Below are 13555 nucleotides of genomic sequence, written 5' to 3' on the forward strand. Positions count from 1 at the left end.
CGGCGCTGGGCATGCCCTGGCTTGTCCTTTTCCCTTCAGCGCGCACAGGCTCCCTCGACCGTAGAAACCGCTACGCTCTTCGGTCGCGAGCACGCGCTGAAGGGGAAATGCCTGCGCCATGATCATGCCCCCTGGTGAGAAACGCGGGCCATCCCCCTCACCGGTTCTGGTCTCAGCCACCGACCCACATCCGGGGGGAGCCCCTCCGGCTGTGAGTCGCCCTCCTCACTGCTCGCCCGGGCCTCTGCCGGATTCGACCTCGAAAGCGCCGGGCGTTCCCTCCCCTCCGTCGCGACAGTCGACCAAATTTCTGAGACAGGACACCAGGCATCGGGGGAAGGTGTGGAAATCGGCATCGTCGGCTTTGGAAGGTTCGGTCGGTTCGCAGCGGAGATTCTCGGGAGGGATTTCCCGGTTGCCGTCTTTGACCGCAAGACTCTCTCCGGACAAGGCGGCGTTCGGTTCGCCACTCTAAGAGAGGTGGCCCGCAAGCCCTGCCTGCTGCTTTGCGTTCCCATCTCCCAAATGGAGCGGATATGCAGCCGCCTGGGGCCCCTGCTGACCCCCGGTCAACTGGTCATGGATACCTGCTCCGTCAAGGAAGAGCCGCTCAGGCTCATGTTGGACCTCTTCCCCGAGTCGGTTGAAGTCCTGGGAACCCATCCCCTCTTCGGTCCGGAAACGGGCCGTCACGGGATCGCCGGATTGGAAGTGGTTCTCTGCCCCGGCAGGGGCAACCGGACCGGGAAAGTCGAACAGTACCTGAAGAATCTGGGATTGAAGGTGACCGTGACCACCGCAATCGAGCATGACCGAGCCATGGCCAGGACCCAGGCCCTGTTCCACTTCCTGGCTCTAGGGTTTTCCCGGATGCACGTGGACCCCGACACCTTGTCCACGCCCGGCCCCGCCCAACTGTTCCGGGCCTTTGAGGATGTTCGGGGCGATTCCAGGCAGCTGTTTCGCGACCTGCAGCAAATGAACCGCTTTGCCCCCGGCCAGAGGAAAAAGCTCATCGACAGCCTGACTGCATTGGACAGGAGCCTGTCCAAGACGAAGGGCTGAGTGGCTCCCTGGCCGCACCGACCGCGTCCCGGACGTTCAGATCCTTCGTATCTCCTGCTGGATGGGATCCCCGGTGACCAGCAGCTCCTCCTCACCCAGGTAAACATTCAACTCGCTGCGGATGCCGAAATCCGGCAAGTAGATTCCCGGCTCTATGGAAAAGCAGGTGTGTGGAATCAAGAGCCGTTCGTCCCTGGTTTCCAATCCATCCATGTTGGCTCCGTTGCCGTGGTCCGACTCCCCGATGCTGTGGCCGGTCCGGTGGATGAAATACTGGCCGAACCCGGCCCGCGAGATCACCTGGCGAGCCACGCCATCCACCTCCCATCCCCGTACGGCAGTCCGTCGGCTGGTCTTGGAGCGCACGAACTCCAGGGTGCGATCCCGTGCCTCCCGGACCACGTCCCAGACCCGGACGATTCTGTCGGGGATCGATTCTCCCAGGAAGGCGACCCAGGTGTAGTCGGCGTAGACGGCCTGCGGCCTGGAGAGCTTGGCCCAGAAATCGATGAGCAGCAGGTCGCCCGGCCGGATGGGCGCCGAGCCTTCCGAGGAGGGTTCATAGTGGGGGTTCCCGCTGTTCCGGTTGACGGCCACTATGGGAGGAGAGGAGGATTCCAGGCCCCGTTCCCGATACCTTTGGCACATGCTCTGCTGCAACTCGTACTCGGTGAGATGGCGACGGTTCCCGGTGGCCTCCCCCACCTGATTGAAGGTCTCGAACAGGACGTCCATCAGGAGACGGCTGGCCTCGAGGTGGGTCTGGAGCTGTTCACGGCTCCAGCGCGCCTCGAAGTATTGAACCAGGTCGGCCGAGGAAACCACCGTCTTGCCGAGGCTGCGCACCAGCTCCAACGTGCCGGCATCCACTCTGGAAACATAGGGGATGAAGCATTGGGGAGAATACTCCATGGCCACCCGACTGCTCCCCTGTAGCAGGCGCTCCAGACCCGCCTGCATCTCCTCCCAACTGCTGAAGAGAACCGAGGGCGCTGGCTGTTGCTCGAAACCCTGGCGCTCGATGCTGTGACAAAGGAAGGTCATGGGGCCCTGGGCGGGGATCCAACAGAACCAGCGCCGGGTCAGCATGGCGTCCTGCAGACCGAGCAGCTTGCGGGCAATCGGATTGAGGCCCTGAAAGTCATATAGCAGCCATCCATCCAGCTTCCTGGCCTTTAATTGCGCTTGAACTTCCTGGAGATCCATGGTCATGGCGTCATCTGCTCCTTGATCGGAGGCGGTCCTTGAGGAGGTCGCCCGCCCTTACCGTCCTTCCTTCCTCACCAACGGCAATTGGCTTGACAAACCGGAAGGCCCGAGACTATCGTTCAGCCGCTCGCCCAAAGGCCCAGGGACCGGGGCAACCGGTCCTCTTCATGGCTGAAGTGGAATTATATGACGAGTTTGTGGTTAACCCGCAGCATTGGATTGCGGCGATTGTAAAGAGACCATCGAGGGAGTAAGCAGTCATGGCAGACAGGGAAAGAATGCTGTTCACCAGTGAGGCCGTTTCGGAAGGACATCCCGACAAGGTTGCGGATCAGGTGTCCGACGCCATCGTGGATGCCTACATCGCCGGCGACCCGGCGTCCCGGGTCGCGTGTGAGACGCTGGTGACCACCGACTATTGCCTGGTTGCGGGGGAAGTGACCTCCAATGCCAAGGACAGTGTCGACGTGGAGCAGGTCGTCAGGGATACGATTCGGGAGATCGGCTACGTGGAAGGTGGCATCGGTTTCGACTATCGGAGTTGCCGGGTAGACGTCAGGATCGATCCCCAGTCGGAGGATATCTCTCAGGGAGTTACCGAGGGCAAGGGGCTCTTCAAAGAGCAGGGAGCCGGGGACCAGGGCATGATGTTCGGCTACGCCTGTGACGAGACTCCGGAACTGATGCCGACCCCCATCATTCTGGCGCAGAAGCTGGTGGAAGAGCTGGCGAAGCTGCGTAAAACTGGTGCCCTGGACTATGTCCGACCCGACAGCAAGAGCCAGGTGACGGTGGAATATGCGGACGGCAAGCCGGTGCGCATCGACTCGCTGGTCATCTCGACCCAGCATCACGAAAGCGTCGCTCACCGGCAGATCCATGAAGATGTCCTGGAACAGGTTGTCCGCCCCGTCGTCCCGGCCAGCTTGCTGGACGATCAGACCCAGTACTATGTCAATCCCACGGGCAAATTTGTCCGCGGAGGCCCCCAGGGGGATACGGGCCTGACGGGGCGCAAGATCATCGTGGACACCTACGGGGGCTGGGCTCGGCATGGCGGCGGAGCTTTTTCGGGGAAGGACCCATCCAAGGTGGACCGAAGCGCCGCCTACGCGGCTCGCTATGTGGCCAAGAACGTTGTGGCGGCCGGACTGGCGGCGAAATGCGAGGTCCAGCTGGCTTATGCCATTGGTGTGGCGCAGCCGGTTTCGATTCTGGTCGACACCTTCGGCACCGGCAAGCTGAGCGGAGACGAACTGGTCAAGGTGGTTCGAGAGGTCTTCGATCTTCGGCCCAAGGGAATCATCGACGCGCTTTCTCTCAAGCGCCCCATATTCAGGGCCACGGCTGCCTACGGTCACTTTGGGAGGCCGGCCGGCGCGGACGGATCCTTCAGTTGGGAAAAGACCGATCGGGCCGAGGCTCTTGGAAGGCTCGCCCGGGCGGCGATAGCCAGTTCGGGCTGAGCGGTTCCCGCGGTTTCCAACACGCGGCGTCGTGTTTGCCCCACCGGCCCGCAGGGCTGCCAGGAAGGCGCGCGCAACCATGCCAGGTTGCTTCAGCCCTTTCCTGATCTCCTGTATTTTCTTGGGCCCCACGGCCCGCTTTCTCTGTGTCTGAAACAGGACAACACTCTTGAGGAGTAGCAGCACGTTCCAGTAACGTAGTGCCCGTCCGAACCCTGCCAGGCACGGCCGTCCCCAACGACCCCAACATCCACGTCTTTTCAAAAGCGCACCCCCGCGGCAAGAAATGCACCCGCCCGCCCGGCCGACCCACCTGTGCTAAGATTCCGGCGGTATCGTCCGCAAACCCGGATTGGCAGTCCCGAACCTGCAGGCCCCGCGCCAAGCGGCCTGGAAGACGCAGACTCCATGAATCCCCTGGAGACCGAACCCTCCCCTGCCGACTCAATGAAACCGGATCGGAAAGACCTGGAGGAGAAGATTCTCCAGGTTGTTCGTGACCTGTTGGCTGAACTGGGGTCTCACCGGGCTCTGCGACACCTCTCGCCGAGCGCTTCGCTGGAGCGCGAGCTGGGCCTGGCCAGCCTGGAACGGGTGGAACTCCTTCTGCGTCTGGAAAAGGCCCTCTCGCTCGAGTTACCGGAGCAGCTGCTGTCCCGGGCTGAGGCAGTCAGCGACCTGGTCCGAGCCGTGATGACGGCGAAGTCTCAGGCAGGCAATAGGACATCGGCCTCCCCCGGGACGGACAGAATCGATCCCCTGCGGCTACAGCAGACCGGGAAGCCCAGGCCGGATCCGGGAGGAGTGGACGCCTGGAACCGGGAGGGCGGCTGGCCCACGACCCTCGATGAGGCGCTCTTCCATTTTGCTCAGCGGGACCCGGAGCGGGTCCACATTCAATTGCGGCTGGAGAATGGGGAGATGCGCCCGATCACCTATTCCGACCTGCTGTCGGAGAGTTCGGCGGTGGCGGCGGCGTTGCAGCAAAAGGCGGGGTTGCAGTCCGGGGACCGGATCGCGCTCATGCTCCCCACCGCCCCCGACTTCTTCCCGGCTTTCTTCGGCGCCGTTCTGGCCGGCACCGTTCCGGTTCCCCTCTATCCCCCCTGGCGGCCCGACCGCATCGAGGAGTACGCCCAGCGTCAGGCCAAGATAATCGCCGATTCCGGGGCACGAGTGCTGGTGACCTTTCAGGAGGTTGGTCGCTTGGCTCGGCTATTGGGCAGCCAGGTCCCCGGATTGGAAAGCGTGGTGACTCTGGACAGCCTGGGCAAGGCCTCCGGCACCGTGGTCCGGCCCCTGCCCCGGGATGTCGCCTTCATTCAGTACACCTCGGGGAGCACCGGCGACCCCAAGGGGGTGGTGCTGACCCATTCCAATCTCATTGCCAATATCCGGGCCATCGCGGAGGCGCTGAAGATCGACTCGCGGGATGTGGGGGTGAGTTGGCTTCCCCTTTACCATGACATGGGCCTGATCGGAGCCTGGCTTTCCTGCCTTTATCTGGGGGTTCCCATCGTAATCATGTCTCCCCAGGCTTTCCTGACCCGACCGGAGCGGTGGCTGTGGGCCATACACCGCTATCGCGCCACCCTCTCGGCCGCACCCAACTTCGCCTACGAACTCTGCATGCGGCGGGTCGACGAGCGGAACCTGGAGGGACTGGACCTCTCCTGTTTGCGCGCCACCCTGAACGGTGCCGAGCCGGTTCAACCCGAGACCCTGGAGGGGTTTTCACGGAGATTCCAACCCTACGGCCTCCACGCGGACGCCCTGATGCCGGTCTACGGCCTGGCCGAGTCTTCGCTGGCGGTGACCATCCCGCCCCTGAGCCGAAGGGCTCTTCTCGACCCCATCGACAGGGGCACTCTTGAAGAAACCGGAAGAGCGGAGCCCGCCTCCGGTCAATCCGCGAACCCGCTGACCTTTGTTTCTGCCGGTAGGCCGCTGGCCGGCCACCAGGTCAGAATTGTCAGCCGTGCCGGGGAGCCTGTTCCGGACCGGGTCCAGGGCCACATCCAATGTCGTGGGCCCTCCGTCATGCAGGGTTACTTCGGAAGAGCCGAGGCTACAGCCGAGGTCTTGCAGCATGGCTGGCTGAAGACGGGCGACCTGGGCTACCTGGCGGATGGAGAGCTCTTTGTCACCGGCCGGGTCAAGGACATCATCATCCAGGGAGGGCGAAATCTCTATCCCCAGGAACTGGAGCATATTGCGGGGGACGTGGAAGGCGTTCGGCGAGGCTGTGTCGCCGCATTCGGGGTCAGCGGAAGAGGCGTGGCGGGCGAGCGCCTGGTTCTGGTGGCCGAAACGCGTCGAACCGAACCCGAGCAGAAGGAGGAGCTGGCTGCCGCCATCAGGGAGAGGATGGACTCTCAGTTGGGAATCCCTCTGGATGAGGTTGTGCTGGTTCCCCCGCAAAGCGTGCCCAAGACCTCCAGCGGCAAGATCCGAAGGGACAATTGTCGCCGCCTCTACCTGCAGGGCAAGCTCCATTCCCCGAGCCCGGCGGTCTGGGTGCAGGTGGCGCGGCTGGCTCTCCGGAGCCTGGGGCAGCGGGGCCGCCGGCTGATCGGGACGGTGGCCCGGTGGCTCTATGGCAGCTACGTGTGGATGGTGCTGGTCGCGGTCGGGCTGCCCTGCTGGGTGTTGCTGCTGTTGACGCCGTCCCGCACCGGACCTCGAACCGGACCCGCCCTGCTCCGATGGATCTCGCGAATCACTCTGCGATTGGGAGGGCTGCAGCCGGTGGTGGCCGGCCTGGAGAACCTGCCCCCGGTTCAACTCTCCGGACAGTCGCGGTTCCTGATCGTTTCCAACCATGCCAGCTATCTGGACATCCTGGTGTTGATGGCGGCCCTGCCCTTCGACTTTTCCTTTGTGGCCAAGCGGGAGGCCGCCTCCTGGCCCTTCGTAGGCACCTTCATACGTCGGTGCGGCTACCTCACCGTAGACCGTGAGAACGCGCCCGAGGCCGTTCAGGACAGCCGCCGCATCGAGGAGAGGTTGCTGGGCGGAGCACCGGTCCATGTGTTCCCGGAGGGCACCTTCACCCATGCCAGCGGGCTGCGGCCATTTCAGATGGGAGCCTTCAAGTTGGCGGCCGACACCGGATCGCCGTTGCTGCCGGTCACGCTTCGCGGGACGCGTCAGGTGCTCCGCGACGGCCGGCTGCTGCCCTCGCCGGCCCCGCTCGGGGTGGTTATCAGTCCGGCCATCCGGCCAGGCGGAAAAGGGTGGCCGGAAATGATCCGCTTGAGGGATGTGGCCTACGCAGAGGTCTTGAAACACTGCGGCGAAGGTCCCCTGGACCTGGTGCTGGCGGGTCCGCCCAGGGCTGGCGCCGAGTGAGACCGGCATGAGGTCCGGGCGCCGACACCGTCCGACCCGCGCACCGCGCAAGGATTGGACCGTCTCGGACGGGAAGCGTCATGATTCCCCTGAAAGACATCAACCGAACCCGGACCTTCCCGGCGGTCACGCTGTTTCTGATAGCGGTCAATGCGGCCGTCTTCGTCTACCAGTTGTCCCTAGGGTCCGGGCCGTTGCTGACAGGGTTCTTCTACCAGTTCGGACTGGTTCCCCGCGCGCTGCTCAGTTTCGGCTACTGGCAGGAAGCCGGGCTCCTGTTGGGTCTGGCTCCCCTCTTTACCTCCATGTTCCTGCATGGCGGCTGGATGCATTTCCTGGGAAATATGCTCTACCTGTGGGTGTTCGGCGACAACGTGGAGGACTGGCTGGGGGCGCTGCGCTTCCTGCTTTTCTACCTGGTTTGCGGTCTCCTGGCGGCCCTGTTGCAGATTGCCGTTAATCCCGCCTCGCCCATACCCATGATCGGAGCCAGCGGCGCCATCTCCGGGGTGTTGGCGGCCTATCTGGTGCTGTTCCCGGGAGCCCGGGTTCTCACCTTCGTGCCCATCCTGTTCTTCTTCTATCTGGTCCGGCTGCCGGCCCTGATCTTCCTGGGACTGTGGTTTCTGCTGCAATTCTTCAACGGCGCCGTTTCCCTGACGGCAGGGGATCTCTCCATGGGAGGCACGGCCTGGTGGGCTCATATCGGCGGCTTTGTCGCCGGGCTGGTTCTGATCCTGAAAACTCGCAAGTCGCGGCGACGAGCGAGGGTCCATTACTGAGGGTCCGGCCGCCGGAGTCCGGGCAAGTGAGACATGCTCTCCAGCAATCCTCTGATCCTCACCATTGACGCCGGGAGCTCCTCGGTTCGGGCCACCATCCATGATGGCTTCGGCCAGGCCCTGGCCGGCCTGGAGGCTCGAAGACCCTACCAGTTCGCAACCACCTCGGATGGGGGCGTGGAGGTGGGCGCCGATGCCCTGTTCAAGCTGGTGGTGGAGGCGGTCGACGAGATCCTGCTGCGAAGCGGCCGCCGGCGTCGGGCAATTGCCGCCGTTGCCATGTCGACCTTTTGGCACAACCTGGTGGGGGTGGATGCCGAGGGGCGGGCGCTGACTCCGGTATACTCCTGGGCCGATACGCGCAGCGCCGCCGCCGCCGAGGAGCTTCGCAGCCTGGTGGACGAAAGCCGGTACCACGCCCGCACCGGCTGCCCGCTCCATCCCAGCTACCTGCCGGCCAAGCTGTCGTGGCTGTATCGGTCCAGTCCGGAACTGTTCCGCGGGACCCCCCGGTGGATGTCGTTCGGGGAATATGCCTATTTGAAACTATTTGGCGTCAACCGATGCAGCGTCTCCATGGCGTCGGGGACAGGACTGCTGGATCAGGACCGCCTGGAGTGGGACGAGGGAATTCTGCAGGTCCTGCCTCTGGAGCGAAATCAGTTGTCCCCCCTCATCGACCTGGACACGCCGCTGTCGGGCCTCAGGCCGCCCTTCGCCGATCGCTGGCCGGACTTGAGTGGAGTTCCCTGGGTGGCCGCCGTTGGAGACGGGGCCTGCAGCAACGTGGGCAGCGGCTGTTGCACGCCGGATCGTCTGGCCCTGATGGTTGGCACTTCGGGCGCCATGAGAGTCATGGGCAAGACGGACCCGCCGTCGGTCCCACGAGGGCTATGGTGCTATCGGGCCAACCGGAGCCGCTTTGTCATGGGTGGGTCTCTCAGCAACGGAGGACTCCTCTTCGAGTGGATGACCGAGACGCTGCGGCTGGAGCGAGATCCGGAGGCTGTGGAGCGCGGACTGGCGGAGATGGCCCCGGATTCCCATGGACTGACCCTTCTGCCCTTTCTGGCCGGAGAGCGCAGCCCGGGTTGGCAATCCAAGGCCCGTGCGGCCGTAACGGGCCTGAGCCTGCACACCCGTCCCATTGAGATCCTTCGGGCTTCGCTGGAATCGGTGGCCTACCGGTTTGCAAAGATCGCTGCACTGCTGGAGCCTGTGGTCCCGGAGGATCGAGAGATTGTGGCTTCCGGCGGGGCGCTCCTGCAATCGCCTGCCTGGCTGCAGATCATGGCGGACGTGTTGGGACAGCCGGTGGTGGCTTCGGCGGTGAAGGAAGCCTCGAGCCGGGGCGCAGCCTTGCTGGCCCTGGAAGCCCTGGGTTTTCTCGACAACATCGAGGAGGTGGAGACCCCTCTGGGGGCACGCTTCAATCCTTGCCCGGAACGGTACCAACGTTACCGGAATGGTCTGGAAAGGCACGACCGGCTCTACCGCCTGCTGCTGCCGTAGCCCGCATTTCTCTACCCGGGTGGGGCGATCATGGCGCTGGGATTTTGATTGTGTCGGCCGGGGCGGGGGGTTAAAGTTTGTTACCGATGGACTCGCGGGAATCTGGAGTCCCGACACGCACTGCGGGAGGGTTCGATGGACAGCCGGAATTCGGGTCGTAAAGGAACGAGTCCGCTCCTGGACTTGCAGCAGCAGGGTCAGAGCGTCTGGTGCGATTCGATCAGCCGATCCCTGCTGGATTCTGGCGAGTTGCGCCGCATGATCGCCGAGGATGGCTTGCGCGGGGTGACCTCCAACCCCTCCATCTTCGAGAAGGCCATCGACGGTGGCACCGACTACGACGGGGAGATCCGCACCATGGCCGGGGCGGGATTCTCCGCCACGAGGATCTACGAAGTGCTCGCCATCAAGGACATTCAGGGAGCGGCCGATCAGTTCAGGGCTCTCTTCGAGACGACCGGGGGTGGAGACGGCTACGTCAGCCTGGAGGTCTCGCCCCATCTGGCCCACCGGACCCGGGAAACGGTGGAGGAGGCCCGCCGCCTGTGGAAAGCCGTGGCTCGACCCAATCTGATGATCAAGGTTCCCGCGACTCCGGCCGGCATGCCCGCCATCCGTCAACTGCTGGGAGAGGGGATCAACGTCAACGTCACCCTGATGTTTTCCATGGAGCACTATCTTCAGGTGGCCGAGGCCTACCTGCAGGGAATCGAGACTCTGGCCGCCTCCGGGCGCACCGCCCCGGTCGCCTCGGTGGCCAGCTTCTTTGTCAGCCGGGTCGACACGGTGGTCGACAAGCTGCTGCAGGACCTGGAGTCACGAGCCGGCAGCGCTACGGAGAAAGAACGCTGCCGGACCCTCCAGGGCCGAGCCGCTGTTGCCAATGCGCGCCTGGTCTATCGGAAATTCAGGGAAATCTTTGGCGGGAGCCGCTTCCTCGGGCTCAAGCGACAAGGCTTCCGCTCGCAGCGCCCTCTGTGGGCCAGCACCAGCACCAAGAATCCCCGATATCGGGACGTGCTCTACGTAGAAACCCTGATCGGCCCCGATACGGTGAACACCATGCCCTTGTCCACCCTCTCGGCCTTTCGGGATCACGGGGAGGTGAGAGCCACCCTGGAAGAGGACGTGGAGGATGCCCGGCAGACCTTTGTCCGGCTGCAGGAGATGGGAATAGACATGGACGCGGTGACCCTCAAGCTGCAGCAAGACGGCGTCAAGCTCTTCGCCGACGCCTATGACCGGCTGCTGGCCTCCATCCAGAGTAAACAGCAAGCGATCCTCAGCGCTTGACGATTCCGGCTTCAACCATGTGTAGGCCATGACGTGGTCCGTCAGAAACGAATACTCTGGCGGATATTCATCCGAGTACAGGATCCAGAGTTGCAGTTGAGCCGAGTCGTGGCCCTGCTCAGCCGCTCGGGTCAACCGAGGGTTAACCCTCCCCTATTGGGGTCGCTCCCTCCACAGTGATCCCTGCCGGAAGGCCGAAATGCTGAAAGCCCGGACTCGGGTTGCCCTGCTCAACCTAGCTTGCCCCGGGCGAGATCGTTCTGCTGGACCTGGTGCGCGCAACCCGCCCCTCGGGCTAGGTAGCGCGCCCAGTCGTCCATCAGGACACGACGAGCAGGTCACGGCGTTGCAGCGGCCGGTCGAGCACTTCGCAGGGCAGGTGACGCGCTTGATCGTGGGCTACAGGACGCTCGCCGAGACGTTACGCGGGCCGTGGAGATGATGCAGCAGCACGGCCGATAGCAGGGGCCTGAGCGTAACCATGGCCCGAGCCGCCAGGGCACGCGGCCCGATGGCGATTCGCGGGATGCCGCGTGTCAGAACCGGTACTTCAGGTTGAGACTCACGCCCCAGAACCGGCCGGCGTCCGTCGTCATCTGGTACAGGATGGTCTCGCCCCGCCCGACGCTCGACTCGTGACTGCGGAGCTGGTCCCAGGGCAGTGGCTCGCTCGCGAACTTGCCAAAGTCGACCCAGCGGAATTTAACGCCGAGCGTGACCGATTCCCGGAGCCGATAGTCCACCCCCGCGAGCAATTGGTAGCCGGCCATGACGTCGGTCAGACGTGCGTCGCCGATCGTGGTCGTGCCGGCGATCTTGGCTCGCAGGAGCGGGTCGGCGAACGTCTAGATCCGCTCAGGGTCATCGTTGCGCTTCCACACCGACCTGTAATCGAGCGATGCCCGCTCCATGCCGAATCCGGCGCCGAGGTACGGCGTCCAGGATGCCGACGCTCCGAAGTCGTAGTACGCATTCAGGAAGCCACCGTGCGACCGCCAGTCGTCGACGACGCCGATCGCCTGCTCGATCTCCTGCTCCCGCTTGTCCAGTGTCACGTCGTCGAAGATGTCGATGTCTGACTGATCGCCATAGGCCGTTACTCGGTGGAAGTACTCGCCTTCGAGCCGGACGGGTCCCCAGTCGTAGCCGAGTGTGGCGCCCGCCCGGATGCCGGTGCCCCCGTCGAACTCGTTGGTCCACGACGTGAGCGGTGGAGCGGCGTCGCACTCGCCAGTGGCCTCGACGCCGAGCGGGTTGATGATCAGGTCGCACTTGGTGCCCCAGTCGTTGTCCGACCCGTGCATGGTGAGGGGCGGTGCAACGCTTGTCCCCAGGTCCATCTCGACGTACAGCCCGGTCTGACCCCGAGCTTCATCGACGCATACGGTCAACACCGTCATCACCGTGACAAGACCAATGCGTCTGTGCATCGTTGCTCTCCGTGGCCGCCTCTGTATCGGCAGTAACGCCCCTACGGCTGCGCGGGGCCCACCTACCGTCGACAAATCTGCCAGCCGCTCCGAGTTAGGAACCTGCTTCCAAGGACAGTCGAGCCGGCCAAGCCCCCGAGATGGACCTCCGCGCACGTGTGCGGCGCAATGCCTTCACTTGGGCGCACTATACAATAGCAACGTTACTTGTAGTGAACGGACACAGACTCATAGTGTCTATTGCGCTCCTTCCAATTCCTTATTCTGGCAGGAAGGCGCTCTTTCCACAGTGATTCCTGGGGGAGGGCCGCACGACTGAAAACCCGGATCGGGGTTCTCCTGTTCAACTTGGCTTGGCCCGGGTGAGGTTGCCTTGCTGGACTTGACGCGGGCAACCGATTCCCTGGGCCAAGTAACGTGCCCAGTCGTCCATAAGGGCACCTCTGCGGTCGAACAGGTCCGAGCGGGCACAGGCCACCTCGACTCGATTGCGGAACACATGTGCCAGGGCCGCCTCTATCACCTCCCGGGGATGATCGGTCTCTTTACCTGCTCAGTCTCGGAAGCTGGAGCAGAACCCGTGCGGCACCGCCGCAATTCCAAGCGCGCGCAGCAGCCACTTAAGCTGCTTGTCGTCGAGGGGCTTCTCGCCGCCAAGAGTGAACACCAGTGCACCGGCTCCCTCGCCGAGTGACTCGGCCGTCGCGAGAATCTCCAGGCCACGTCCGCACAGCGGCACCCGATGCTGGCGGTTTACCCTCATCCGCCTGGCCGGGACGGTCCGTACATCTTCGTCCCGATCGATCTCCGCCCACTCGGCCCAGCGCACCTCACCCCACTTGGACGCCGTAATCACCAAAAACTCGAAAGCGCTGCCGGCGGCCTTCATTGGTTACAATCCAGCCTATTCGAGTGTTCACGTGCTTTCGTATCCAATCCCGTTCAGGCAACTTAGGCGCTCAAATTCACCCTCCTAAATATCAGATAACCGGGCACGAAAAGAGTCCTGCAGTTGCGACCGTGCCTGGTTCGGCCGGCCAAGCGGGGCCTCGCCAGCGTGCAGGATGGGGAAAACACATGAGCGCTTTCGATCCAGATACCGACTTGAAACAATGCCTCTTGGAGCTCATCGACGACTCCGGCGTCTCCGATCGCCGCCTTTCGCTGCTCGCCACCGGCAGCACCGAAGCCGTCCGCCACATGCGCCGAGGATCCTGGCCGCGCCTGGAAACCATCGTGGCCCTTTGCCGCGTGCTCGGCGTCCGGCTTGAGATGGTGCCTTTCGATCAGTCCAGCCAGCCCCGGGAGGGGAGTCCCGCTGTAGAGAGGCGTCCCGAATGGTCCCACCGGCTGCGGGAAGAAATCCGCCAGGATCTCATCGAGGTCCTCGCCCACACTGACCATCCCAGGCCTTAGCCGAACAGACCAATGTCGGAACAGACGGCAA

Annotated in this window: 11 protein-coding genes; 7 read left to right on the forward strand and 4 right to left on the reverse strand. The window is 63.7% G+C overall.

Features of this window, described 5'->3' with window-relative positions:
* Nucleotides 1-342: 342 nt before the first annotated feature.
* Nucleotides 343-1065 carry a prephenate dehydrogenase gene (locus OXI69_09635; protein ID MDE2666402.1) on the forward strand — a complete coding sequence of 241 codons (723 nt, stop codon included), beginning with the start codon at nucleotides 343-345 and terminating at the stop codon, nucleotides 1063-1065.
* A 36-nt stretch (nucleotides 1066-1101) separates the two neighbouring features.
* Here the strand turns inward: OXI69_09635 and OXI69_09640 are convergent, their stop codons facing one another.
* Nucleotides 1102-2277: a M24 family metallopeptidase gene (locus OXI69_09640; protein MDE2666403.1), complete on the reverse strand. Its 1176-nt coding sequence runs from the start codon at nucleotides 2275-2277 to the stop codon at nucleotides 1102-1104.
* Between the two features lie 257 nt (nucleotides 2278-2534).
* Here OXI69_09640 and metK point away from each other — a divergent pair, with 257 nt between their 5' ends.
* The 5 genes from metK to tal all read left to right on the forward strand — a co-directional run bounded on the left by metK (nucleotide 2535) and on the right by tal (nucleotide 10678).
* Nucleotides 2535-3740, forward strand: a complete 1206-nt coding sequence (metK, locus tag OXI69_09645; GenBank protein ID MDE2666404.1) for a methionine adenosyltransferase — start codon at nucleotides 2535-2537, stop codon at nucleotides 3738-3740.
* Nucleotides 3741-4148: 408 nt separating this feature from the next.
* Entirely contained in the window at nucleotides 4149-7091 is a 2943-nt protein-coding gene (locus OXI69_09650) for an AMP-binding protein (protein ID MDE2666405.1), read from the forward strand.
* 80 nt (nucleotides 7092-7171) lie between these two features.
* Nucleotides 7172-7873 (forward strand): rhomboid family intramembrane serine protease, encoded by a 702-nt coding sequence (locus OXI69_09655; protein MDE2666406.1) that lies wholly within the window; start codon nucleotides 7172-7174, stop codon nucleotides 7871-7873.
* A 33-nt stretch (nucleotides 7874-7906) separates the two neighbouring features.
* Nucleotides 7907-9385 carry a gluconokinase gene (locus OXI69_09660; GenBank protein MDE2666407.1) on the forward strand — a complete coding sequence of 493 codons (1479 nt, stop codon included), beginning with the start codon at nucleotides 7907-7909 and terminating at the stop codon, nucleotides 9383-9385.
* Between the two features lie 135 nt (nucleotides 9386-9520).
* Complete coding sequence (gene tal, locus OXI69_09665) at nucleotides 9521-10678, forward strand: transaldolase (protein ID MDE2666408.1); 1158 nt, start codon at nucleotides 9521-9523, stop codon at nucleotides 10676-10678.
* A gap of 536 nt (nucleotides 10679-11214) precedes the next feature.
* Here the strand turns inward: tal and OXI69_09670 are convergent.
* The 3 genes from OXI69_09670 to OXI69_09680 all read right to left on the reverse strand — a co-directional run bounded on the left by OXI69_09670 (nucleotide 11215) and on the right by OXI69_09680 (nucleotide 12997).
* Nucleotides 11215-11448: a hypothetical protein gene (locus tag OXI69_09670; protein MDE2666409.1), complete on the reverse strand. Its 234-nt coding sequence runs from the start codon at nucleotides 11446-11448 to the stop codon at nucleotides 11215-11217.
* A gap of 75 nt (nucleotides 11449-11523) precedes the next feature.
* Nucleotides 11524-12108 (reverse strand): hypothetical protein, encoded by a 585-nt coding sequence (locus OXI69_09675; protein ID MDE2666410.1) that lies wholly within the window; start codon nucleotides 12106-12108, stop codon nucleotides 11524-11526.
* 553 nt (nucleotides 12109-12661) lie between these two features.
* Nucleotides 12662-12997 (reverse strand): hypothetical protein, encoded by a 336-nt coding sequence (locus OXI69_09680; GenBank protein ID MDE2666411.1) that lies wholly within the window; start codon nucleotides 12995-12997, stop codon nucleotides 12662-12664.
* Nucleotides 12998-13185: 188 nt separating this feature from the next.
* On the opposite strand from OXI69_09680, the gene OXI69_09685 reads away from it, so the two are divergent.
* Entirely contained in the window at nucleotides 13186-13524 is a 339-nt protein-coding gene (locus OXI69_09685; GenBank protein ID MDE2666412.1) for a hypothetical protein, read from the forward strand.
* Nucleotides 13525-13555: the final 31 nt, after the last annotated feature.

The organism is Acidobacteriota bacterium (assembly GCA_028875575.1).
Lineage (GTDB): Bacteria > Acidobacteriota > Terriglobia > Versatilivoradales > Versatilivoraceae > Versatilivorator.